This window comes from Nitrospirillum amazonense (genome assembly GCF_007828035.1).
GTDB lineage: Bacteria > Pseudomonadota > Alphaproteobacteria > Azospirillales > Azospirillaceae > Nitrospirillum > Nitrospirillum amazonense.
The window spans coordinates 412,417-433,987 of sequence record NZ_VITV01000004.1 but is presented as its reverse complement, the minus strand read 5'-3'; the positions used below and the strand labels follow the sequence as shown (position 1 = coordinate 433,987).

21 protein-coding genes and 1 riboswitch are annotated in these 21,571 nt (G+C 66.5%); of the genes, 8 read left to right on the top strand and 13 right to left on the bottom strand.

What is annotated here, in order from left to right:
* Positions 1 to 18: 18 nt before the first annotated feature.
* The 3 genes from FBZ87_RS13540 to metZ form a co-directional block, all read right to left on the bottom strand.
* A complete protein-coding gene (locus FBZ87_RS13540) occupies positions 19 to 2,856 on the bottom strand; it encodes a [protein-PII] uridylyltransferase (RefSeq protein ID WP_145610823.1) in 2,838 nt (945 codons plus the stop codon).
* Positions 2,857 to 3,216: 360 nt separating this feature from the next.
* Positions 3,217 to 3,831: a hypothetical protein gene (locus tag FBZ87_RS13535; protein ID WP_050897889.1), complete on the bottom strand. Its 615-nt coding sequence runs from the start codon at positions 3,829 to 3,831 to the stop codon at positions 3,217 to 3,219.
* Positions 3,832 to 4,024: 193 nt separating this feature from the next.
* Positions 4,025 to 5,233: an O-succinylhomoserine sulfhydrylase gene (metZ, locus tag FBZ87_RS13530; protein WP_145610822.1), complete on the bottom strand. Its 1,209-nt coding sequence runs from the start codon at positions 5,231 to 5,233 to the stop codon at positions 4,025 to 4,027.
* A 59-nt stretch (positions 5,234 to 5,292) separates the two neighbouring features.
* Positions 5,293 to 5,370: riboswitch (SAM riboswitch) on the bottom strand.
* Between the two features lie 265 nt (positions 5,371 to 5,635).
* On the opposite strand from metZ, the gene secB reads away from it, so the two are divergent.
* A complete protein-coding gene (gene secB / locus FBZ87_RS13525; RefSeq protein ID WP_050897888.1) occupies positions 5,636 to 6,163 on the top strand; it encodes a protein-export chaperone SecB in 528 nt (175 codons plus the stop codon).
* A 70-nt stretch (positions 6,164 to 6,233) separates the two neighbouring features.
* On the opposite strand, the gene FBZ87_RS13520 is transcribed toward secB, so the two are convergent.
* The 6 genes from FBZ87_RS13520 to hemE all read right to left on the bottom strand — a co-directional run bounded on the left by FBZ87_RS13520 (position 6,234) and on the right by hemE (position 11,965).
* Positions 6,234 to 6,716 (bottom strand): hypothetical protein, encoded by a 483-nt coding sequence (locus tag FBZ87_RS13520; RefSeq protein ID WP_145610821.1) that lies wholly within the window; start codon positions 6,714 to 6,716, stop codon positions 6,234 to 6,236.
* On the bottom strand, positions 6,706 to 7,311 hold the full coding sequence (locus FBZ87_RS13515) for a response regulator transcription factor (protein ID WP_145610820.1): 606 nt from the start codon (positions 7,309 to 7,311) through the stop codon (positions 6,706 to 6,708). Before FBZ87_RS13515 ends, FBZ87_RS13520 begins: the two co-directional genes overlap by 11 nt.
* A 275-nt stretch (positions 7,312 to 7,586) precedes the next feature.
* Positions 7,587 to 8,849 (bottom strand): transcription termination factor Rho, encoded by a 1,263-nt coding sequence (rho, locus tag FBZ87_RS13510; protein WP_004271485.1) that lies wholly within the window; start codon positions 8,847 to 8,849, stop codon positions 7,587 to 7,589.
* Between the two features lie 392 nt (positions 8,850 to 9,241).
* Positions 9,242 to 9,670: a protoporphyrinogen oxidase HemJ gene (hemJ, locus tag FBZ87_RS13505; protein ID WP_145610819.1), complete on the bottom strand. Its 429-nt coding sequence runs from the start codon at positions 9,668 to 9,670 to the stop codon at positions 9,242 to 9,244.
* Positions 9,671 to 9,710: 40 nt separating this feature from the next.
* Positions 9,711 to 10,820 (bottom strand): ferrochelatase, encoded by a 1,110-nt coding sequence (gene hemH / locus FBZ87_RS13500; RefSeq protein ID WP_145610818.1) that lies wholly within the window; start codon positions 10,818 to 10,820, stop codon positions 9,711 to 9,713.
* Positions 10,821 to 10,903: 83 nt separating this feature from the next.
* On the bottom strand, positions 10,904 to 11,965 hold the full coding sequence (hemE, locus tag FBZ87_RS13495; RefSeq protein WP_425465730.1) for a uroporphyrinogen decarboxylase: 1,062 nt from the start codon (positions 11,963 to 11,965) through the stop codon (positions 10,904 to 10,906).
* 496 nt (positions 11,966 to 12,461) lie between these two features.
* On the opposite strand from hemE, the gene FBZ87_RS13490 reads away from it, so the two are divergent.
* The 5 genes from FBZ87_RS13490 to dnaQ are packed head-to-tail and all read left to right on the top strand — an operon-like array spanning position 12,462 to position 16,270.
* The gene (locus FBZ87_RS13490; protein ID WP_050897886.1) at positions 12,462 to 13,394 is read left to right on the top strand and encodes a pyruvate, water dikinase regulatory protein; all 933 of its coding nucleotides are present in this window, start codon (positions 12,462 to 12,464) and stop codon (positions 13,392 to 13,394) included.
* 9 nt (positions 13,395 to 13,403) lie between these two features.
* Positions 13,404 to 14,033 (top strand): Maf family protein, encoded by a 630-nt coding sequence (locus FBZ87_RS13485; RefSeq protein ID WP_145610816.1) that lies wholly within the window; start codon positions 13,404 to 13,406, stop codon positions 14,031 to 14,033.
* On the top strand, positions 14,030 to 14,881 hold the full coding sequence (locus tag FBZ87_RS13480; protein ID WP_145610815.1) for a shikimate dehydrogenase: 852 nt from the start codon (positions 14,030 to 14,032) through the stop codon (positions 14,879 to 14,881). Before FBZ87_RS13485 ends, FBZ87_RS13480 begins: the two co-directional genes overlap by 4 nt.
* Positions 14,882 to 14,902: 21 nt before the next feature.
* Entirely contained in the window at positions 14,903 to 15,547 is a 645-nt protein-coding gene (gene coaE / locus FBZ87_RS13475) for a dephospho-CoA kinase (RefSeq protein ID WP_145610814.1), read from the top strand.
* Positions 15,548 to 15,556: 9 nt separating this feature from the next.
* Positions 15,557 to 16,270 carry a DNA polymerase III subunit epsilon gene (dnaQ, locus tag FBZ87_RS13470; RefSeq protein ID WP_145610813.1) on the top strand — a complete coding sequence of 238 codons (714 nt, stop codon included), beginning with the start codon at positions 15,557 to 15,559 and terminating at the stop codon, positions 16,268 to 16,270.
* Positions 16,271 to 16,288: 18 nt separating this feature from the next.
* On the opposite strand, the gene FBZ87_RS13465 is transcribed toward dnaQ, so the two are convergent.
* From FBZ87_RS13465 to FBZ87_RS13450, 4 genes are all read right to left on the bottom strand, one after another.
* Positions 16,289 to 16,744: a DUF29 domain-containing protein gene (locus tag FBZ87_RS13465; protein ID WP_145610812.1), complete on the bottom strand. Its 456-nt coding sequence runs from the start codon at positions 16,742 to 16,744 to the stop codon at positions 16,289 to 16,291.
* A gap of 47 nt (positions 16,745 to 16,791) precedes the next feature.
* Positions 16,792 to 17,766 (bottom strand): quinone oxidoreductase family protein, encoded by a 975-nt coding sequence (locus FBZ87_RS13460; protein ID WP_145610811.1) that lies wholly within the window; start codon positions 17,764 to 17,766, stop codon positions 16,792 to 16,794.
* 104 nt (positions 17,767 to 17,870) lie between these two features.
* Positions 17,871 to 18,566 (bottom strand): dienelactone hydrolase family protein, encoded by a 696-nt coding sequence (locus tag FBZ87_RS13455; RefSeq protein ID WP_145610810.1) that lies wholly within the window; start codon positions 18,564 to 18,566, stop codon positions 17,871 to 17,873.
* Positions 18,567 to 18,697: 131 nt separating this feature from the next.
* Positions 18,698 to 20,758: a thioredoxin domain-containing protein gene (locus FBZ87_RS13450; protein WP_145610809.1), complete on the bottom strand. Its 2,061-nt coding sequence runs from the start codon at positions 20,756 to 20,758 to the stop codon at positions 18,698 to 18,700.
* A gap of 181 nt (positions 20,759 to 20,939) precedes the next feature.
* Between FBZ87_RS13450 and FBZ87_RS13445 the strand changes: the two genes are divergently transcribed.
* Together FBZ87_RS13445 and FBZ87_RS13440 are read left to right on the top strand one after the other, a co-directional pair.
* Positions 20,940 to 21,194: a DUF6489 family protein gene (locus FBZ87_RS13445; protein WP_040843426.1), complete on the top strand. Its 255-nt coding sequence runs from the start codon at positions 20,940 to 20,942 to the stop codon at positions 21,192 to 21,194.
* Positions 21,191 to 21,565, top strand: a complete 375-nt coding sequence (locus tag FBZ87_RS13440) for a (2Fe-2S) ferredoxin domain-containing protein (RefSeq protein WP_145610808.1) — start codon at positions 21,191 to 21,193, stop codon at positions 21,563 to 21,565. The genes FBZ87_RS13445 and FBZ87_RS13440 overlap by 4 nt, the downstream gene beginning before the upstream one ends.
* The last annotated feature ends 6 nt before the right edge of the window (positions 21,566 to 21,571 follow it).

Here is a 21,571-nt window from a genome sequence, read left to right as displayed (position 1 = left end):
GACACCGCCTGGAGGGCCTTACTCAGCCGCCGCCGCGGTGCGGCGCCGGGCAGCCGGCTTGGCCTTGGGCTGTTCCGCCGCCGGATCGGGGTCGTCCAGCACGGCCAGCAGTTCCTTACGGATCTGGGTCAGCTTGGCCTCGTGCGCCACCTTCAGGCCGAAGATGTCCTTCACATAGAAGACGTCGACGGCCGCGTTGCCGTAGGTCGAGATCTTGGCCGAGGCGATCTGCAGGTTCAGCGCTGTCAGGGCCCGGGTCAAGTCATACAGCAGGCCCGGCCGGTCACGGCCGTTGACCTCGATGACGGTGTAGCCGGCGCTGGCCTTGTTATCGACCAGCACGCGTGGCGGCACCCGGAACACGCGGGTGCGCGACGGCAGGGGCGAGGCGCGCTTGGCCAATTCCGGCGCCAGCTTGATGTCGCCGGCCAGCGCCTTTTCCACCGAAGACTTCAGCCGTGTGCGCTTTTCCCCGCTGTCGAAGCGGGCGCCGCTGGGCCCGGCCCCCTGCAGGGAGAAGACATCCAGCGCCATGCCGTTGGTCATGGTGGTGATGCGGGCGTCGACGATGTCGCCGCCGGCCAGCGCCATGGCCCCCGCCAGGCGGGAGAACAGGCCGGCATGGTCGGCGGTGTAGATCGTCACCTCGGTCACCGAGCGGCCGGGGTCGTAACGGGTCTCGATGGTCAGCGGCGCCTGCCTGGTTTCCGCGTCGTGGATCAGGCGGGCGTGCTGGGCCAGGGTGGGCGGGTCGAAGGCCAGCCAGTAGTTGGGATAGCCCAGGGCCAGGTGATGGTCGATGTCGGCCGGGGTCCAGTCGGGCAGCTGCGCGCGCAGAGCCGCTTGCGCGTTCGCGATGCGCGCCTCGCGGCCATCGGCGCCAACGACGCCGCCGGACATCATTTCCTCCGCCCGCCAGTACAGCTGACGCAGCAGCGTGGCCTTCCAGTTGTTCCAGCGGCCGGGACCCACGGCGCGGATGTCGGCCACGGTCAGGACCAACAGCAGCTTCAGGCGTTCCGGCGACTTCACGATGTCGACGAAATCGCGGATGGTCTTCTCGTCATCCAGGTCGCGCTTGAAGGCGACGATGGACATGGTCAGGTGCTGGCGCACCAGCCAGGCCACCGTCTCCGTCTCCTCCTCCGTCATGCCCAGGCGCGGGCACAGCTTTTCCGCCACCTTGGCGCCCAGTATGGAATGGTCGCCGCCCCGGCCCTTGGCCACGTCGTGCAGCAGCAGGGCCACCGACAGGGCACGCTTGGAACTGAGGGTATGGATGACCTCGCAGGCCAGCGGCACCTCGTCCTTCAGGTTGCCTTTGTCGATGTCGTGCAGGATGCCCATGGCAAACAGCGTGTGCTCGTCCACGGTGAACATGTGGTACATGTCGTATTGCATCTGCGCCACGACCCGGCCGAAATCCGGCAGGAAACGGCCCAGCACCCCGGCCTCGTTCATGCGGCGCAGCGTGACCTCGGGGTCCTTGCGCGAGCCCAGGATTTCCAGGAACAGCCGGTTGGCCTCCGGATCGTTGCGCACCTTGGGGCCCAGGGTGGAGATGGAGCGCGCGAGCGCCCGCAACGCCTTGGGATGGATGTCCAGGTTGTGCCACTGCGCCACGCGGAACAGGCGCACCATGTCCACCGGCTTGTCGCGGAAATGTCGCTCGTCGCGGATGCTGAGGCGACCGTTGTCGATGACGAAGCCTTCCAGCTCGCTGGGCTTCAGACGCCGCAGGAAGGCGAAGCGGGGCGGCCGCTGGCTTTCCTGTTCCAGTGTGGCGCAGAGGATGCGGGTGAGATCCCCCACGTCCTTGGCCATCAGGAAATAGTGCTTCATGAAGCGTTCGACGTCGCTGGTGCCGGCGTGGTCGGTGTAGCCCAGCCGCCGCGCCATCTCACCCTGCACGTCGAAGGTCAGGCGATCCTCGCCCCGGCCGGTCAGGTAGTGCAGGTGACAGCGGCAGGTCCACAGGAAGTTCTGCGCCTTGGCGAAGCGCTGCGCCTCCTCGGCCAGCAGCACGCCGTTGGCCACCAGATCCTTCACCTTGTCGACCTGATAGACGTACTTGGCGATCCAGAACAGGGTCTGCAGGTCGCGCAGGCCGCCCTTGCCCTCTTTCACGTTCGGTTCCAGCACATAGCGGCTGTCGCAGAACTTCAGGTGGCGGCTGTCGCGCTCGGCCAGCTTGGCCTCGATGAAGGCGGGACCGGTGTTGGCCACCACCTCTTTGGTGAAGCGCTTGCGAAACTCCGCGTACAGCTTGTCGTCACCGTAGAGGAAGCGGGCCTCCAGCAGGCTGGTGCGGATGGTGATGTCGGCCAGGGCCTGGCGCACGCATTCATCCACCGAACGCACCGCGTGGCCGACCTTCAGCCCCATGTCCCACAGCAGGTAGAGGACGTATTCCACCACTTGCTCGATGCGCGGCGTGCGTTTGTAGGGCAGCAGGAACAACAGGTCGACGTCGGAGAAGGGCGCCATCTCCTTGCGGCCGTAGCCGCCGGTGGCCACCACGGCGAACTGCTCACCGCGCGTCGGGCCGGCGGTGGGGAAGACGCGGTGCAGGGCAAAGTCGGCCAGCGACACGACGATGGCGTCGGTCAGGGCCGTGGCCTCGCGCAGGCAAACCTCCCCCCGGCCGCCATTTTCCAGCCGGCGGCGGATGAGGGCACGGCCCTGGTCCAGCGTCTGGCGCATCAGGGCCAGGATGCCGGCGCGCAGGGCGTCCGGCCGCAGGTTGCCATCCGCCAGGTTGGCCATACGAGTGGTCAGCACCTCGGCCGTGGGCAGTGCCTCCGGCAAGGCGGCGTCATCCAGCGGGGTCGGGGCGGTTTTGGCGACAGGGGACATGGCGCGGCGAATCTCTGACAAAGCCCGGCGGTTCGGGCCGGCCGGGCGGGCACCATCCAGGGTCGGGGTACCAGCACCGCGGCTCCCGGGACGGACCGGGAGTATGGCACAAACTTTTTCCCACGCATCACCCCATGCGCGGCCCGATGCCTTCGCTAGCCGTTTGCCCCCGGACTCCTTTCCGGGCCCAGCCTTTTTCTCGTCGATCACCGCGGCGTCATCGGTTCCCGATGTGCCCCCACCCCTGCCCATATGTCCCATGGCGGCCTCCCGGATATTGTTGTTCCGTTTTCAGGCTTCAGGCTGACTTGGTCCTGACGCGCGCCCCTCCCTGTCTTCGGGCGCACGCTTTACGCCGGTTTATCCTGCCCCCTCCATGCCCCGGCGCGGCAGCAGTCGCGGCACCAGCGACAAACGGCGGGCGTTGGCCGAGGCGGCGCGGTGGATGGGCGCGAGGCCCAGACCGCCCAGGCGACTGGTGGCATGGCTGAAACGGGTGAAGGCGCCGGTGGCGGCGCGCAGGGTGGAGGTGACCAGGCGGCGCTCCGCCGTCACCCAGTCCCCGGGATGCCAGGATGACCAGGCGGCGCGGGCGAATTCACCCAGCGCGTCGACCTGATGGTCGCGCCAGCGCCACCATGCGTCGTGGAAGGCGCGCATGCCCCCCACCAGGGCCAAGGCGGAGTCCGTGAAGGCCTCGACCTTTTCGCGGCCCATGCGTTCGAATTCGGGATTGGTGCCCAGCGCCACCGGGTCGCCACCGGTCTGGGCCAGCAGGCCCAGCCGCGCGGTGATGGTGTGGGCGGAGGCGAAGGCGGTCTCATGCACCCGGGTCGCCACCCGGTCCAGTTCCACCTGGGCCCGTTTCAAATGCATGGCCTCCGGCGTGCCGGGAATGACCATGCCGATGCGCCCCTTGCCCGCCCTTTTGGCCGGACGCGGGGCGGTGGGGTAAGGGATATGCCGATCCGGCATGGTGAGCGCTCCCTTATGTTGCGCCGCGATAGTGCGCTGCAACATTATGGGAAACGCTTCGCCGCGTCCATAAAGTAAGTGGGAACCGGCCCTCGATCCAAAGTCTAAGGACCGCTACGGGGTAGAGTATCGGCCGCCCGGTGTAAGGGCGGCACGGGGCAAAACCCGCACCGCCGCCCACTTGGGCAGTACCTCAGCCGACAGCGGCGGCCAGACCGGCGGCCAGATCGTCGCGCAGGTCGTCCGCGTCCTCCAGTCCCACGGAGAAACGCAGGGTGCCGGGGCTGATGCCCACCTTGGCCTTTTCCTCATCGGTCAGGCGCTGGTGGGTGGTGGTGGCGTTGTGGGTGATCAGGCTCTTGGCGTCGCCCAGGTTGTTGGAGATCTTGATGATCTTCAGCGCGTTCAGCAGGCGGAACGCAGCCGCCTTCCCGCCCCTGACGTCGAAGGTGACCAGGGTGCCGCCGGCCTTCATCTGGCGCATGGCCAGTTCATGCTGCGGGTGGCTGGGCAAGCCGGGGTACAGCACCGTCTCCACCGCCGGGTGGCTTTCCAGGAAGTGGGCCAGCGCCAGGGCGGACGCCGCCTGGGCATTGACGCGCAGTTCCAGCGTTTCCAGGCCCTTCAGCAGCACCCAGGCGTTGAAGGGGCTCATGGATGGACCGGTGTGGCGCAGGACGGGGGAGATCAGGGCCGCCACCTCGTCATCGCACAGCACGGCACCACCCAGGCAGCGGCCCTGGCCGTCGATATGCTTGGTGGCGGAGTAGACGACCACGTCGGCGCCCATGTCCTTGGGGCGCTGCAGCACCGGAGTGGCGAAGACGTTGTCGACTACCACGCGGGCGCCGGCCTTGTGCGCCAGTTCGGCCACGGCCGCCACGTCCACCACCTGCATGGTGGGGTTGCTGGGGCTTTCCAGGAAGACGACGGTAGCCGGGGTCGACAGCGCCTCTTCCCACTGCGTCAGGTCGGTGCCCTCCACCAGGGTGCACTGGATGCCGTAGCGCGGCGCCAGATCCTTGATGATGTAGAGACAGGAGCCGAACAGCGCGTGCGGCGCCACCACCCGGTCACCGGCCTTCAGCAGGCCCATGACCGCCAGGTTGACGGCCGCCATGCCGCTGGCCGTGGCGATACAGCGGGCAAACCCCTCATAGCCGGCTAGCCGTTCCTCCAGCATGGCCACGGTGGGGTTGCGGAAGCGGGAATAGACGAAGCGCGAGCCGTCGTTGACGAAGGCGGCCTCGGCCTCCTCGGCACTGCCGTAGATGAAACCCGAGGTGAGGAACAGGGCTTCGGAGGTTTCCTCGAAGCCGCTGCGGCGGGTGCCGCCGTGCACCAACTGGGTACGGGGGCGCAAGGTGGCCGGGGAACTGGGATTGTCAGGCGTCTGGCCCATGGCCGTCACTCCGATAAGGCAACCGCGACCGGCAAAGGGCGGCAGCGTGGTCGGTGTACCTTATGTACGGCCCGACCTTTTAGCAGCTTATTTAGCGTGGCCTGCAAGCCGGTCAGCAAATCACCACGTGGATCGGTTTTAGGCCCGCCTCTGGGCAAGCGTCAACGGCCACCTTGTCATCGCGACAATGCGCCGGGCGGCTTGGCGCACGGTCCAGGGAACGGCCGGGGCGGCGGCCGATTACACCAGCAGGACGCGGTTTGCCTGGGGCGTCTGGAAGCGCCCCGGGGGCACTGGGGCCATAATGCCCGGTTGCCGGCCGGCCGCTTCCGTGCTAGTCCCGCGCGCGTCAGTCCGCGTCGGCGGAATAGCTGATTTGCTTTTACCGGGAGTCCCAGACCTATGTCCGATGAGACCAGCCTGAACGGCGCCGCCCCCAATGGGAGCACCGACGGCGGCAATGGCGCCACCGCCACTGAAGGCGCCGGCATGCTGCCGCTGGTGGTCAATGCCCAGTACGTCCGGGATCTGTCGTTCGAGAACCCGAACGCCCCCGCCAGCCTGATGAACGCCCAGCAGCCCAAGGTCGACCTGCAGGTCGATGTGCAGGCCCGCAACGTGGCGGAGAACGTGCACGAGGTGGCGCTGAACATCCGTGCCGAGGCCAGCCACGAAGGCCGCACCGCCTTCATCGTCGAGCTGTCGTACGCCGGCATCTTCTCCATGCCGCCCATGCCGCTGGACCAGACCCGCGCCGTGCTGCTGATCGAGGCGCCGCGCCTGCTGTTCCCCTTCGCCCGTTCCATCGTGTCGGATGCCGTTCGCGATGGCGGCTTCCCGCCGCTGATGCTGCAGCCCCTGGACTTCGTGGATCTCTATCGCCGCCAGGTGCTGGCGTCGGAGAAGCCGGAAGACATGGCCCAGGCCTGATCCCAAGGCCAGTCACTGACCAGGAGAGCCGCCCGGCGCCCCACGGCCCGGGCGGTTTTCTTTTGGGCTTTCAGCCGCGCGCGGCGCGAATAAGCGCGTCCACCGTCACGGCGTCGGCGCCGGCGGGTACGGCCGCCAGGGGCAGGCCGTAAGCGCCCAGGCTGGACAGGGTTTCGGCCGTGCCGGCCACCACATCCCAATCGCTGGTGCTGGCCTTCAGCGCGCCGTGCGCCTCGCGCGCCGTGGCGGCCAGCGTCACCTCCAGCCCCAGGGTTTCCAAGGCGCCGGCCAGACGGGCCAGCGCGCCACCAACCAGCAGAACCCGGAGCGTGGAGACGGGGCGCTTGCGCGGCACCCTGGCCACCAGTTGCCGCGCCTCTTCCGCCGCGGCCAGGATACGGGCGGCGAAGTCCTGTTCCTGTCCGCCGGCGGGCAGGTCCGCCGCCAGCAGGGTGGAATAGCCGTGGATGGCCGTCAGCAGGTTGTTGAGGTCATGCAGGAAGGTGGCGGGAACCACCCGGCCATCGGCATCCCCCTTGCCGTCAGCTGGCAATACCCATCTCCACCGCGCGCATCACCGCCTGGGTGCGGTTCTTGGCGCCCAGCTTGCGGCAGATGCCCCGCACGTGCAGCTTCACCGTCACTTCTTCCAGTTCCAGCGAACGCGCGATCTCCTTATTGGAGCGGCCTTGCAGAAGGTAGTCCAGCACCTCGCGCTCACGCCGGGTGAAGCTGGCGCCGTCGGCCGTGTCGGCGGTGTTGACGTCGGCCGGGATGAAGCGCTCTCCCGCCAGCATGGTCTGGATGGCGGACAGCAATTCCGTGGCACTCAGGGTCTTGGGCAGGAAACCGACGGCACCCCGGGTAAAGGCGCCCCGGATCTCATCCGGCCGGGCCAGGCCCGACATCAGCGCCACCTTCAGCAGGGGGAATTCGGTGCGCACGCGCTGCAGGCCGTCCAGTCCGTTCATCCCCGGCATGCGCAGGTCCAGGATCAGCAGGTCGATGGCCTTGTCCTGCCGCAGGGCGGCGACGGCCTCGTCCACGCTGGCGGCCCCTACGACGACCGCGCCCGGCGCCTGTCTTTCGATGTGAGAAGACAACGCGTCGCGCACCAGACCATGGTCATCGGCAATCAATAAGCGCATGTGAGACGACCCCCGCGGTTGCTCTATCCAAAAGGATAGACCAATAACCCCTGCTATTTGAACCTTTTTTCAGCGTCGGCAAGGGTTGCGCAAGCAGAAATTTCTTATCGAACGTAATGGAATGTGACCAGTTCTCAATTAAGCCGATGAAACCACGGAAAACCGTGGATCTTGGTTAATGCGCAGTTCATTTCCAAAACAGTGTTTTTACTGATAATAAAAAATGGTGCCATCGCACAGCAATGGCACCCTTGATATCAATACTGGAATTCTTCTTACTGGTTCATGCTCTCGAAGAATTCAGAATTCTGCTTGCTCTGCTTGAGCTTGTCGATCAGGAATTCCACCGCATCGGTGGCACCCATCGGGTTCAAGATACGGCGTAGGATCCACATCTTGGCCATGGTGCCCTTTTCCACCAGCAGCTCTTCCTTGCGGGTGCCCGACTTCTGGATGTCGATGGCCGGGAAGACGCGCTTGTCCGACAGCTTGCGGTCAAGGACGATTTCCGAGTTACCGGTGCCCTTGAACTCTTCGAAGATGACCTCGTCCATGCGCGAGCCGGTGTCGATCAACGCGGTGGCGATGATGGTCAGGCTGCCACCTTCCTCGATGTTGCGGGCGGCGCCGAAGAAGCGCTTGGGCCGCTGCAAGGCGTTTGCGTCCACACCGCCGGTCAGCACCTTGCCGGAAGACGGTACCACGGTGTTGTAGGCGCGGGCCAGGCGGGTGATGCTGTCCAGCAGGATGACGACGTCGCGCTTATGCTCGACCAGGCGCTTGGCCTTCTCCAGCACCATTTCCGTCACCTGGACGTGGCGGGTCGCCGGCTCGTCAAAGGTGGAGCTGATGACCTCGCCCCGGACGGAGCGGGCCATGTCGGTCACTTCTTCCGGACGCTCATCGATCAGCAGGACGATGAGGTAGACCTCGGGGTGGTTGGTGGCGATGGAGTGGGCGATGTTCTGCAACATCACCGTCTTGCCGGTGCGGGGCGGCGCCACGATCAGGGCGCGCTGGCCCTTGCCCAGCGGGGCCACCAGGTCGATGACCCGGGTGGTCATGTCCTTCTTGTTGCGGACCGGATCCTCGATTTCCAGTTTCAGCCGCTCTTCCGGATAGAGCGGGGTCAGGTTGTCGAAGTTGATGCGGTGACGCACCTTGTCGGGGTGGTCGAAGTTGATCGAGCCGACCTTCAGCAGGGCGAAGTAGCGCTCACCGTCCTTGGGCGAGCGGATCTGGCCTTCCACCGTGTCGCCCGTGCGCAGGCCGAAGCGGCGCACCTGGCTGGGACTGACGTAGATGTCGTCGGGGCCCGGCAGATAGTTGCTCTCGGGCGAGCGCAGGAAACCGAAGCCGTCCTGCAGAACCTCCAGCACGCCTTCGCCGAAGATCGGGACGTCGTTTTCGGCCAGCTGCTTCAGGATGGCGAACATCATGTCCTGCTTGCGCAGGGTGCCCGCGTTCTCGATCTGCAGCTCTTCCGCGAACGCCAGCAGCTCGGCGGGCGACTTGGCCTTTAACTCTTGGAGATTCATCTTCGTCCTGTCGAGAGCCCTGGGAATGATGACGACGGCTTGGCCGCCGGTCCCGGACTCATGGAATAGGGTGTGTAGGGTGGAAGGATGGCATCACCGGGGAAAAAGGACGGCGACACCGGGAGGGGAAGTTCGGGGAAATTGGCCTCACTGCGCCCATCCCGGGGAGGGGGGCGGGGATGCCTCACGAGTCAGGCGCCCGGATGACGGGGCGACTCGAAATCATCCCGACGTTACGGGCCTTGACCTGTTTCAGGATTAGTACAGGACCCGAGCCCAAGTCAAAGCAAAAAGACCCGAATCCCCAGGGCGCATTCGACCTAGGGCTAAATATCCCAGGTATACGCTGGAACTTAAACGCGCCGCTAACGGGCCGCACCCGTCATGGCCGGTCAGAACGGCCTGACGATGACCAGGATGACGATCAGGATCATCAGCAGGGTCGGCACCTCATTGGCCACGCGGAAGAAGCGCGGGGATTTGGTGTTGCGATCCTCCGCGAATGCGCGGCGCCAGCGGGCCATGGCCATGTGCATGACGGTCATCAGCACCACCAGCGACAGCTTCGCGTGCAACCAGCCAGCCCCCTTCAGCAACCCTGGATCCAGGGTGATCATGGCCAAGCCGCAAGCCCAGGTCAGAATCATGGCCGGGTTCATGATGACGCGCAGCAGACGCCGCTCCATGACCTTGAAGGTCTCGGACTGGGCGGATCCGGCGGGCGCGTCGCAGTGGTAGACGAAAAGCCGCGGCAGGTAGAAAAGCCCCGCCATCCAGGAAATGACGGCGATGACGTGGATGGCCTTGATCCAGAGGTACATGGGGATGCGCCCTGCCCTGTCTTTGAGGTCTTGGCGCCCCTTATGCCCCCGAGGCGGGCTGGGGGCAACCGGCTTTGCCCGCCGGACAGAGGCGCAGGCCGGTGCCGCACATCACCGGCCCGCCGGCGGTGCGGATCAGCGCCTGACGCACCAAGCCGGCCAAACCCAGGATAAAGGACGGTTCCACGCCCACCGCCGGTACGCGCACGAAGTGGGGAACGCCCACCTCCTTCGCCAGGTGGCGATACTCGTGCTCGATCTCCACCAAGGTTTCGGAGTGTTCGGAGACGAAGGCAATGGGCACCACCACCACCGGCACCCTGTCCTGGCCAGCGCGGCGGATCTCCTCATCCGTGGAGGGGCCGATCCACTTCATGGGGCCGACCCGGCTCTGGTAGCAGGAGACCCAATCGAGGTTCTCGACGCGCAGGGACTTCACCACCGCCTGGGCCGTGCGCTCGCACTGAAACTGATAAGGGTCGCCACCCTTCACCACCTTCTCCGGCAGGCCATGGGCGGAGAACAGGACGCGCGGCTTGCCATGGGGGGCGGCCTCTTCCAGGCCGGCACGGATCAGCTTGGCCACGGCGGCGACGAAGCCCGGCTCATCCGGGTAGCAGCAGATGGAGCGCGAGGGCGCCGTCAGTCCCGCCGCCTTGGCGGCCCGCTGCCAATCCTTGAGGCTGGAGGCGGTGGTGGTGGTGGAAAACTGGGGGTAGAGGGGCAGCAGTACCACCTCATCCGGTTCCCAATCCTTCACGTCATGCGCCACGGCGTCGCTGAAGGGGTGCCAATAGCGCATGCTGACGAACACCCGCACCGTGCCCGCGTCCCACAGCTGCTGCTCCAGCGCCTGGGCCTGAGCCAGGGTGTTGGGCAGCAGGGGCGAACCGCCACCTAGGGTCTGGTAGATGCCCTGGGCAACCTTGTCCCGCCGGCTGGAGATCAGGTGCGCCACCAGCTGGCGGAAAGGGGCGGGCAGACCAATGATGGCCGGATCGCGGAACAGGTTGTAGAGGAAGGGCCGCACCGCCTCCAGCCTGTCCGGCCCGCCGAGATTGAACAGGACGACGGCGATGCGGCGGGCGCGGGCGGCCTTGGGCGCCGCCGGGGTGTCGGGCGTGATCTCAGGAAGGGGCAGCGGGCTCATGGGGGCTCGGTAGCGGTCGGCGGGTCGTGTCGGCGCGGGCGGATACGGTCGCCCGCGCGCCTCGGATCATCGTACGAAACAGATCATCCCTGATTTAAGGACGGCCATTCCTGGATCAAGCGAGCCAGTTCCGCGACATGCTCGGGTGGGGTCTGCTGCACAATGCCGTGGCCCAGGTTGAAGATGAAGGGTCCCTTGCCCAGTGTCGACAGGATGTCCGTGGCGGCATGGTGCAGCGCGTCGCCGCCGGCCACCAGGGCCAGGGGATCCAGGTTGCCCTGGACGGGCACGCGGCTCTGCAGGGCGCTGGCGGCCCAGTCCGGCGGAACACTGGTGTCGAGGCTGACGGCGTCCACCCCCGTCTGCTCCACATACGCCTGGATACCGATCCCCGCCCCCCGCGGAAAGCCGATGACGGGCACCCCTGGATGCCTGTCCTTCAGAGCCTGCACGATGGTCCGGGTGGGGGCGATGGACCAGCGGGCGAATTCCGCCGGCGCCAGCGCACCGGCCCAGCTGTCGAACAGCTGCACCACCTCCGCACCCGCCCGGATCTGGGCAGACAGGTGGGTGACGGTGGTCTCGACCAGCAAATCGATCAGGCGCTGAAATCCCGCCGGATCCCGGTAAGCCCAGCCCTTGGCGTGCAGGAACTCCTTGGAGCCGGCCCCCTCAACCATATAGGTCGCGACGGTCCAGGGGCTGCCCGCGAAACCGATGAGCGTCACCGGATCCGGCAACGCCGCCCGGATACGCCGGACAGCCTCATAGACCGGTTCCGCCCGCTCTTCCAGGCGGGCGACGTCCAGGCGATCCAGCCCGGCCTGGTCGCGGATGGGATCCAGGCGCGGCCCCTCCCCTTCGGCGAACCACACCTTCTGCCCCAGGGCGTGCGGCAGGATCAGGATGTCGGAAAACAGGATGGCGGCATCCATGCCATAGCGCCGGATGGGCTGCAGCGTCACTTCGGTCGCCAGATCCGGCTTCAGGCACAGGTCCAGGAAGCCGCCGGCCTGGGCCCGCACCTCACGGTATTCGGGCAGGTAGCGGCCGGCCTGGCGCATCAGCCAGAAGGGCGGACGGGGGGCGGTCTCACCCTTCAGGGTACGCAGCAGCAGGCGGTCCGGCCGGCTTTGGGGCTGGATCTGGGACAAGGCGGTCTCCATAGGGGCGCCGGCGCGATGGCGGCCGGGCCCGACGTTTTCCCACAGGCCCCTTTTTCTACTCTGATCTAATTTGAAAAAGGAATGGGGTGGTAGTTGGCCCTGTGGATAACGGGAATTCAAGATCATCCGTATTTCATCCACAGCGTTCACGGGATCCCGCGCCGGCTCTTCAGGATGTGGATGATGCTGCGGGGTTTCTGGCCAGACCTTTGGAATGTTATAGATTCCATCAGGTCTGGGAATCCTGGGGATAAGTGGGCGGCGCCGGTCATCGCCCCCCGTTGTTCCAAGAGGTGACGGACCTTTATCCCGATGCGGGATTCCCTCTGCGTGGGATCCCAGGAAGCCTGTATGGAAAGGAAATGGGATCCCGGAACGACGGATTTTTCCCGGATTGTCCGCCGGTTGTCCCCAGATTCAGTTCACAGGCATTCAGTCCATAGGCATCCAGTCCGCATCTTCCCAGACCATCCCCATGTCCGTTGCCGGAGCGACGCCCTTGCCCCAGACGCCCCAAACCAAGGAATTCCACCTGCACCTGGTGTCCGACGCCACCGGCGAGACGATCAATTCCGTGGCGCGCGCCTGCGTCTCGCAGTTCGACCATGTCGAACCCATCGAGCATTTCTGGAACCTGGTCCGTACCGATCGGCAGCTGGAGATGGTGATCGACGGCATCCGCGATAATCCGGGGCTGGTCATGTTCACCCTGGTGAACGAGCGCCTGCGCCGACGCCTGCAGGACACCTGCCGCGAGATCGGCATTCCCTGCGTGCCGGTACTGGACCATCTGATCAATTCGCTGGCCGCCTACCTTGGCTTGGAAAGCCAGAGCCAGCCGGGCCGTCAGCATGCCCTGGATGCGGAGTATTTCAGCCGCATCGACGCCATGGATTTCGCCCTGGGCCATGACGACGGTCAGACGGCGTGGGAGTTGCACCAGGCTGACGTCATTCTGGTGGGCGTTTCACGCACCTCAAAGACGCCGACCTGCATCTATCTGGCGAACCGCGGCATCAAGGCGGCCAACATTCCCTTCGTCCCCGGTTGCCCCCTGCCCCCTGAACTGGACCAGGTGTCGCGCCCCCTGGTGGTGGGCCTGACCAAGGACCCCGAGCGGCTGATCCAGATCCGCCGCAACCGCCTGCGCTTGTTGAACCAGGGGGAGGAAACCAGCTACGTCGATCCCGAGCAGGTCCGGTCGGAACTGTCGGAAGCGCGGCGGCTGTACAGCCGCAAGGGCTGGCCCGTCATCGATGTCACCCGCCGGTCGATCGAGGAGACGGCGGCCGAGATCCTCATGCTGCTGGCGCGCCGGCGTCCAGCGGGGGCCGAGCCCATCAACCCCGTGGGGGAGCCCGCGGAAGGTCCGCGCCTGTCCCCCCGCCCGCCCCATTCCGGAATGTGAGTTTCCTGCATGTCGTCTGAAGATTTTCCACCGGCCTTGTCCACACAACCGGTGGTGCTGGCGTCCGGCAGCCGGACGCGCCTATCCCTGCTGCGCGGTGCAGGGCTGGAGGTCGTGGCCCACCGGCCCGGCGTGGATGAGGAAGAGGTCAAGCTGTCGTGCAAGGCGGGCGGCCTGACGGTGGAAGAAACGGCGGAGGCCTTGGCGGAGCTGAAGGCATCGCGCGTGGCCGCCAAGGTGCCGGGCGCCTATGTCATCGGCGCCGACCAGATGCTGGAGTGCGAAGGCCGCTGGTTCGACAAGCCGGAGGATCGCGCCGGTGCCGCCGAACAGCTGCGCGCCCTGTCCGGCCGTACCCATCGCCTGGTGACCACCGCCGTGCTGTTCCACAACAACAGCCGTGTTTGGCACCAGACCGACCAGGCCAAGTTGACCATGCGATCCCTGAGCGAAGACTTCATCGAGCGCTATCTGGATGCCGCCGGCGACGCCGTGATGACCTCCGTCGGCGGTTATCAGCTGGAGGCCCTGGGTGCCCAGCTGTTCACCCGGGTGGCAGGCGACCATTTCACCATTCTGGGCCTGCCGCTGCTGCCCCTGCTGGGCTTCCTGCGCGTGCGGGGTGTGTTGCCATCATGAGCATCACCGGTAAGGCGCGTGTGGCTGGTGTCATGGGCTGGCCGGTGGGGCACAGCCGCAGCCCGCGCCTGCACGGGCACTGGCTGGCAGAGTACGCCATCGACGGCGCGTACGTGCCGTTGGCGGTGCCGCCGGACCGTATCGAGCAGGCCTTGCGCGCCCTGCCCGCCCTGGGCCTGGTGGGTTGCAACGTCACGGTTCCGCATAAGGAGGCGGCGTTCCGCATCATGGACCGGGTGGACCAGACCGCCCGCCGCATGGGGGCTGTCAACACCGTCATCGTCCATGACGACGGCACGCTGGAGGGCCGCAACACCGATGGCTTTGGCTTTCTGGAGAACCTGAAGGCCGGCGCGCCGGCCTGGACGACAGGACAGGGCCCGGCGGTCATCGTTGGCGCCGGCGGGGCTGCACGGTCGCTGGTAGTGGCGCTGGCCGACGCCGGCGTGCCGGAAATCCGCCTGGTGAATCGTACGTTTGCCCGGGCGCAAGAACTGGTGGCGGATCTGGGCCCGGGTGTCGCCTGCCCGGTGAGGGCGGTGGCATGGGAGGAGCGGGGGGAGGCCCTGGCCGGTGCCCAGCTGCTGGCCAACGCCACCACCCAGGGCATGATGGGGCACCCGCCTCTGGACCTGGCGCTGGACGCCCTGCCGCGCGAGGCGGTGGTGACCGACATCGTCTATACGCCCGTGGAAACCCCCCTGTTGGCGGCGGCCAAGGCCCGGGGCCATGTCGCGGTGGACGGCCGGGGCATGCTGCTGCACCAGGGCCGGCCGGGGTTCGAGGCCTGGTTCGGCCGGGTGCCGCAGGTGACCGGCACCCTCTATGCCGCCGTCTTCGGGGACTGAACAGCGCATGGCGGTGTCCCGATGATCGTGCTGGGCCTCACCGGGTCAATCGGCATGGGCAAGTCCACGGCGGCGGCGATGCTGCGCCGGCTGGGCTGTCCGGTGCACGACAGCGATGCCACGGTGCATCGCCTGTATGCCAAGGGTGGCGCGGCGGTGGGCCCCATCGGCCGGGCGTTCCCGGGCGTGGTGCGTGATGGTGCGGTGGACCGGCAGCTGCTGTCGGCGGAAGTCATGGGCAACACCCCGGCCTTGAAGCGGCTGGAGGCCATCGTCCATCCCTTGGTGGGCCAGGCGCGCGACCGTTTCCTGCGCCGTGCCGCCGCCAGCGGCGCCAAGGTGGCCGTGCTGGACGTGCCCCTGCTGTTCGAAACCGGCGGGCAGGCCCATTGCGACCGTGTCGCCGTCGTCTCCGCCCCCCGCAGCCTGCAGCGCGCCCGGGTGCTGGCCCGGCCGGGCATGAGCCCAGGCAAGCTGGACGCCATTCTGCGCCGGCAGATGCCGGATGCCGAAAAGCGGCGGCGGGCGGATTTCGTCGTGCCTACGGGCCTGGGCCGCGCGCTGACCTTGCGGCGGCTGGCCGCCATCGTCACACTGCTGTCCGGGCAGCGCGGCCGGGTGTGGCCGCCCCGCCCTCGCCCGTCATCGATCCGTAGAGCCAGGTAACCCGTTCCCATGCGTGAAATCGTTCTCGATACCGAAACCACCGGCGTGAATGCCTTGGGCGGTGACCGCGTGGTGGAAATCGGCTGCGTGGAACTGCTGAACCACGTGGCCACCGGCAACAGCTGGCACGCCTACATCAACCCGGAACGGGACATGCCGGCGGAAGCGGAGGCGGTGCACGGCCTGTCGGCCGCCTTCCTATCGGATAAGCCGGTGTTCGCCGCCGTGGCCGGCGACTTCCTGGATTTCATTCAGGACAGTCCGCTGATCATCCACAACGCCAGCTTCGACATGGGCTTCCTGAACGCGGAGTTCACGCGCCTGGGCCTGAAGACCATGCCCATGGCACGCTCGGTCGATACCGTGGCCATGGCGCGCAAGCGCTTCCCCGGCGCGCCGGCCAGCCTGGACGCCCTGTGCCGCCGCTTCGGCATCGACAATTCCGGCCGTACCTACCACGGCGCTCTTCTCGACGCCCAACTGCTGGCTGAAGTCTATCTGGAGCTGATGGGCGGCCGGCAGCCCGATCTGGTGCTGGGCGCCACCGTCGTCAAGACGGCGGACGTGGGCCTGGTGGTGGTCGAGGAGACCCGAACCTTCCGCGCTCCCCGCCCCCACGCCGCCTCGCCTGAAGAACTGGAGGCCCATGCCGCCTTCCTCAAGGCCATCAAGTCGCCGCTGTGGCTGGCGGGTGAGGAAACGGCGGCGGCGACCGCCGGCTGAATCACCCAGTGACCACCCTTATTCGGTTTCCGATTGCGGCCAAAAATCCTCAGCCATGAACTGGCTGAACGTCCAGGGACATGACTCGGGGAAACGGTTCTCCGGATACCCTGTCTCCACCGATGCCTGACGGTGCGCCCGGCGGTAAGCCGAGGTGATCGACGCATCCAGCTGAGACTTGAGGCTGGGGTTGTCTGCCAAATGGTCCGTCAGGTCATCGCGGGCGTCGGCGATAGAAAGTCGCCAGGACGGACCTCGGTGGGTAGGCTGGAACTGCCATTTCAGGAGATGCAGCAGCAGGACCGTCAGGCGACTGACCAGCTCACGCCTTTCGGTCCGGCCCATGCTCTCGATCTCCTCCGCGATGTGCGCGATGTCGGCGTCCGCCACCTTGCCGGCCCGCAGCAGCGCAGCCTGTTCCGTCGCCCAGGCGTAGAAGTCTTGGTCATAGAGGGAGTTTCGGGAATCAGGCATGGCGGATGCCTCCAATCATCTCAAGGCCACCCGCATCATAGCTGATCTTACGGCAGCAGCACCGTGGAACCGGTGGTGCGGCGGGCTTCTAGCGCGATGTGGGCCTGGGCGGCATCCTTCAGCGCATAGGTTTGGCGCACGTCGATCTTCACCTTGCCGGACAGCACGGCGGTGAACAGGGCGTTGGCGCTGTCGCGCAGTTCCTTGGTGGTGGCGACGTAACCGCCCAGGGAGGGCCGGGTCAGGAACAGTGAGCCCTTGGTGTTCAGGATGCTGATATCGACGGCACCCACGGGGCCGGAGGCGTTGCCAAAGCTGACCATGGTGCCCAGGCGGCTGAGGCAATCCAGGCTTTGGTAGAAGGTGTCCTTGCCGATGCTGTCGTAGACGACGGGCACGCCCTGGCCGTCGGTGATCTGCTTCACCCGCTCCACGAAGTTCTCGCGGGTGTAGACGATGGTGTGGTCGCAGCCGTGGGCACGGGCCAATTCGGCCTTCTCGTCCGAACCGACGGTGCCGATGACGGTGGCGCCCAGGGCCTTGGCCCACTGGCAGGCGATCAGCCCCACCCCGCCGGCGGCGGCGTGAAGCAGGATGGTCTGCCCAGGCTTCACCGGGAAGGTGCGATGCAGCAGGTAGTGCGCGGTCAGGCCCTGCAGCAGCATGGCCGCACCCGTCTGGTCGTCGATGCCGTCCGGCAGGTGGATCAGGCGCTCCGCCGGGTACAGCCGCGCCTCGGCATAGCCGCCAGTGCCCCCGGTGCAATAGCCGACACGGTCGCCGACCTTGAAGTCATAAACATCCGGCCCCACGGCCTCGACCACGCCGGCGGCCTCCATGCCCGGGATTAGGGGCAGCGGGTTCTTGTAGAGACCGGTGCGGACATAGACGTCGATGTAGTTCAGGCCCACGGCCGTCTGGCGCAGCCGAACTTGGCCGGGGCCCGGCTCCCCCACCGCCACCTCCTCCCACTTCATCACCTCCGGACCGCCGGTCTGATGGATGCGGATGGCGTGGACCATGGTTGGCTCCTGATGAGGGGACGGAACGCGGTGGACTGGAAAGCGAGGATAGCCAAGGCGGCGGATGCCGCCGCCCGGCGCCTGAGGGGTAACGAAGGAACCGCTTAGGACAGCGTTTCCTTCAGGAAGGTCGCCGTGCGCTGGTTGGCCAGGTCGGCCGCCTTGGCGTCGTAGTGTTCGCCACCCACGCGGGCGAAGGCGTGATCCTGCTCCGGGTAGACGTACTGGATGATCAGGTGGTTGCCCTCGATGGCGGCGTTCACCTTGGCCCGGGTCTCGTCGGAGGAGAATTTGTCCTTGCCGGCGGTGTGCAGCATCAGCGGCTTGGTGATGGCGCTGATTTCACCCAGGGCGCCGTCCAGGCCCACGCCGTAATAGCTGACGTTCGCGTCGGCGTCGGACCGGGTGGCCATCAGGAAGGCCAGCTTGCCGCCCAGGCAGTAGCCAAGGGTGCCCACCTTGCCGCCCGTCGCCTCATGCCCGCGCAGGAAGTCCACGGTGGCGATCAGGTCCTCCACCCCACTGGCTTCGCTGAAGCCGTTGTACAGCTGGAAGGCCCGCTGCCATTCGGCCTCGGTCTGGTCAGTCAGCTGCACGCCAGGTTCCTGGCGCCAAAACAGATCGGGACAGATGGCGGTATAGCCCAGGGCGGCGTAGTGGTCGCACAGCGCACGCATGTTGGCGTTGACGCCAAAGATCTCCTGGATCAGCACCAGGCCCGGGCCCTTGCCGCCGGCCGGGATCGCCAGGTACGCGTCGAAACTGCCGCCATCGGTGGCGTTGATCGTCACGGTGGTCATGCTGCGCTACCCCTTTGATTTAGTTGTCGAATGCTTATGGTTAAAACACGCGTCGTTTCTTAATCGACCCATAGTAACGATTGGGCGGGGGCCTGTCACCGTGACGTCCGTCACTAGGACGCTATGGCACCTCACTGGCTGGAAGCGCTAGCGGCCAGCAGATCGGCTAGCGCTTCCGGCGTGGTCACGGGCAAGGAACACCGCATGTCCTGACAGACATAGGCCGTGGCCCGGCCATCCACCATGGCCTTGCCCGCCGCCGGATGCGGTTCCGGCAGATTTTGTCCCGGCGCCAGGCGGCTGACCACCAGTGTTGGGCGCGACTGGGCGTGCAGGACGGCGTTGAAAGGTTCCAGGTCGTCGCCCTCGCCCACCAGGACGACATGTACGCCGTTCAGCAGCGTCTCGGCCATGTTGAGGAAGGTGGAGAGCGGGAAGAAGTTGCGGCCCAGTTCTCCGCTGAAGGCGGACATCAGAGTGTCGGCCCGGACACGGTAGCGATCCTGGCCGGTCAGCAGCCACAGGCGCGTGAGATTGCCCAGCTGGGTGCCGTTGCCGGCGGGCACGGCGTTGTCATGGGCGTTGCGCGGGCGGATCAGCAGGTCGCCCACGTCGTCGGCGGTGGTGTAATAGCCGCCGTCCGCCTCATCCCAGAAATGACGGTCCAGGGTGTCCGTCCAGCGCGCGGCCTGATCCAGGAAGGCGACGTCACCGGTGATCTCATGCAGGGTCAGGGCGGCCTTCCCCATGTTGGCGTAGTCTTCCAGCAGGCCGGCGTGGCGGGCCCTGCCGCCGCGACCGCTGTGGTACAGGCGATCCAGCCCGTCCGGGTCAGTATGGCCCAGGCTTGTTACAACATGGCGGTAGGCGTCGATGGCGGCCTCGATCCAGCCCGGCTGCTCGAAGACGAAGCCGGCACGGGCCAAGGCCGCGATCATCAGGCCGTTCCAGTCGGCCAGCACCTTGTCATCCCAGCCGGGGCGGATACGCAACGCCCGGGCCTTCAGCAGGCGGGCGCGAGCATGGGCCAGGCGGTTTTCCTCGGCACTGCCCGGTGTCAGGGGTGTGCGCCGGTTCAGGATGGTATGGCCTTCCCAGTTGCCCAGCTCGGTCACGTCATAGTGGGCACAGAACAGCTCTGCATCCTCACCCAGCAGGCGGTCGATTTCCGCCTTGGTCCAGACGTAGAAGCGGCCCTCCTCCCCCTCGCTGTCGGCGTCCAGGGTGGCGCCGAAGGCACCGCCGGGCACCTTCATCTCGTTCAGCACCCAGCCCACGGTCTCGCGTACGCGGACCTCCAGCAGGGGATCCCGTGTGCCCTGCCACACCTGGGTCATCAGCGCCACCAGCTGGGCGTTGTCGTAGAGCATCTTCTCAAAATGCGGGACCAGCCATTGCTCGTCCGTGGAATAGCGGGCGAAGCCACCGGCAAGATGGTCGTAGATGCCGCCGTTGGCCATGTGGGTCAGGGTGGTGGTGACGGCGTCGCGCAGGTCGGTCCGCCCGGTGCGCAGATGCGCCCGCCACAGCAGGTCGAAGATGCTGGGCTGCGGGAACTTGGGCGCACCGTTGATGCCGCCCAGGAAGGGGTCGACCTCACGCACCAGGCGGTCGGCCACGGCATTCAGGGCGCCCACGGTGACCGCCTCACCCGGGTTGCCGCGCGACAGCCGGGCGAGTGCATCACCTAGGGCCTTCACGTTGCGGCTGACCTTGCCGGGGTCTTGGGCGTAGGTCTCGGCCACGCCCTGCAGCACATCAGGGAATCCGGGACGGCCATAGCGGCCACTGGGGGGGAAATAGGTGCCGCCCCAGAACGGCTCCCCCTTGGGTGTCAGGAACATGGTCAGTGGCCAGCCGCCTTGCTGGCCCAGCAGGGACAGCGCCTGCTGGTAGACCTGGTCCACGTCCGGCCGTTCTTCCCGATCCACCTTGATGTTGATGAACAGCTCGTTCATCAGGCCGGCGATGGCCTCATTCTCGAAGCTTTCATGGGCCATGACGTGGCACCAATGGCAGGCGGCATAGCCGATGGACAGCAGGATGGGCTTGCCCGCCGCCTGGGCCTCGGCGAAGGCCTCCGGCCCCCAGGCGCGCCAGTGCACGGGGTTGTCCTTGTGCTGCAGCAGGTAGGGACTGGTCTCGTGAACCAACAGGTTCGCTGCCGCTTGTGTCGTATCGGATGCCGCCATGGGGGGTCACGCTCTTTTGGCTGAATGATGCGGTCGTTGACTGTCCAGTGCCGCTTTGCCCCCACTGTAGCCTCCGCTACAGTGAAGGTCAGAAAAAAGAGGCGTTATTTCGGGCGTATACCCCTGTTAGCCCCTCCACCATGCGCCTTTAGAGTCCAACCGAACAGGAAGGTCTGCCCCCATGAAAATCACCGTCGACGTTGATTGCACCCCGGAAGAGGCCCGTGCTTTCCTGGGCCTGCCGGACGTGAAGCCCATGCAGGACGCCCTGATGCGGCAGATGCAGGACCGCATGAGCGCCAACCTGGCCGCCATGGACCCGGATGCCCTGCTGAAGACCTGGCTGCCCGTGGGCATCCAGGGGTTCGAGCAGATGCAGAAAATGATGTGGAACCAGATGACCTCCGCCATGGGCGGGGGCAAGGACGCGAAGTGACCGATCCCGCACCCTATTTCGACCGTCACGTTTTCTTTTGCACCAATGAGCGCGCGCCGGGCCATCCCCGGGGATGCTGCAAGGAGAAGGGTTCCGAGGCCCTGCGCGACCACATGAAGGCCGCCGCCAAGGAGGCGGGCCTGGGTAAGAAGGTCAGGGTCAACGCCGCCGGCTGCCTGGACCGGTGCGAACTGGGGCCGACGCTGGTCATCTATCCGGAGGGGGTCTGGTACACCTGTGCCACCACCAGCGACGTCGATGAAATTGTGAAGACTCACCTGGTGGAGGGCGGCCGGGTGGACCGCTTGATGCTATATCCGGATGAGAAAGTGCCGGCGCATCGCGCCCGCAAAGCCGCTGCCGCAGACTGACTCCGC

Bases quoted from the DNA above. Each gene is read 5' to 3' on its own strand.
- FBZ87_RS13535 (WP_050897889.1), bottom strand. From the start codon at position 3,831: ATGCCGGATCGGCATATCCCTTACCCCACCGCCCCGCGTCCGGCCAAA.
- FBZ87_RS13480 (WP_145610815.1), top strand. From the start codon at position 14,030: ATGAGCATCACCGGTAAGGCGCGTGTGGCTGGTGTCATGGGCTGGCCG.
- FBZ87_RS13540 (WP_145610823.1), bottom strand. From the start codon at position 2,856: ATGTCCCCTGTCGCCAAAACCGCCCCGACCCCGCTGGATGACGCCGCC.
- hemJ (WP_145610819.1), bottom strand. From the start codon at position 9,670: ATGTACCTCTGGATCAAGGCCATCCACGTCATCGCCGTCATTTCCTGG.
- FBZ87_RS13490 (WP_050897886.1), top strand. From the start codon at position 12,462: ATGTCCGTTGCCGGAGCGACGCCCTTGCCCCAGACGCCCCAAACCAAG.
- FBZ87_RS13515 (WP_145610820.1), bottom strand. From the start codon at position 7,311: ATGCGCTTATTGATTGCCGATGACCATGGTCTGGTGCGCGACGCGTTG.
- FBZ87_RS13460 (WP_145610811.1), bottom strand. From the start codon at position 17,766: ATGGTCCACGCCATCCGCATCCATCAGACCGGCGGTCCGGAGGTGATG.
- rho (WP_004271485.1), bottom strand. From the start codon at position 8,849: ATGAATCTCCAAGAGTTAAAGGCCAAGTCGCCCGCCGAGCTGCTGGCG.
- hemH (WP_145610818.1), bottom strand. From the start codon at position 10,820: ATGAGCCCGCTGCCCCTTCCTGAGATCACGCCCGACACCCCGGCGGCG.
- dnaQ (WP_145610813.1), top strand. From the start codon at position 15,557: ATGCGTGAAATCGTTCTCGATACCGAAACCACCGGCGTGAATGCCTTG.
- secB (WP_050897888.1), top strand. From the start codon at position 5,636: ATGTCCGATGAGACCAGCCTGAACGGCGCCGCCCCCAATGGGAGCACC.
- FBZ87_RS13485 (WP_145610816.1), top strand. From the start codon at position 13,404: ATGTCGTCTGAAGATTTTCCACCGGCCTTGTCCACACAACCGGTGGTG.
- FBZ87_RS13465 (WP_145610812.1), bottom strand. From the start codon at position 16,744: ATGCCTGATTCCCGAAACTCCCTCTATGACCAAGACTTCTACGCCTGG.
- FBZ87_RS13445 (WP_040843426.1), top strand. From the start codon at position 20,940: ATGAAAATCACCGTCGACGTTGATTGCACCCCGGAAGAGGCCCGTGCT.
- FBZ87_RS13455 (WP_145610810.1), bottom strand. From the start codon at position 18,566: ATGACCACCGTGACGATCAACGCCACCGATGGCGGCAGTTTCGACGCG.
- metZ (WP_145610822.1), bottom strand. From the start codon at position 5,233: ATGGGCCAGACGCCTGACAATCCCAGTTCCCCGGCCACCTTGCGCCCC.
- coaE (WP_145610814.1), top strand. From the start codon at position 14,903: ATGATCGTGCTGGGCCTCACCGGGTCAATCGGCATGGGCAAGTCCACG.
- FBZ87_RS13450 (WP_145610809.1), bottom strand. From the start codon at position 20,758: ATGGCGGCATCCGATACGACACAAGCGGCAGCGAACCTGTTGGTTCAC.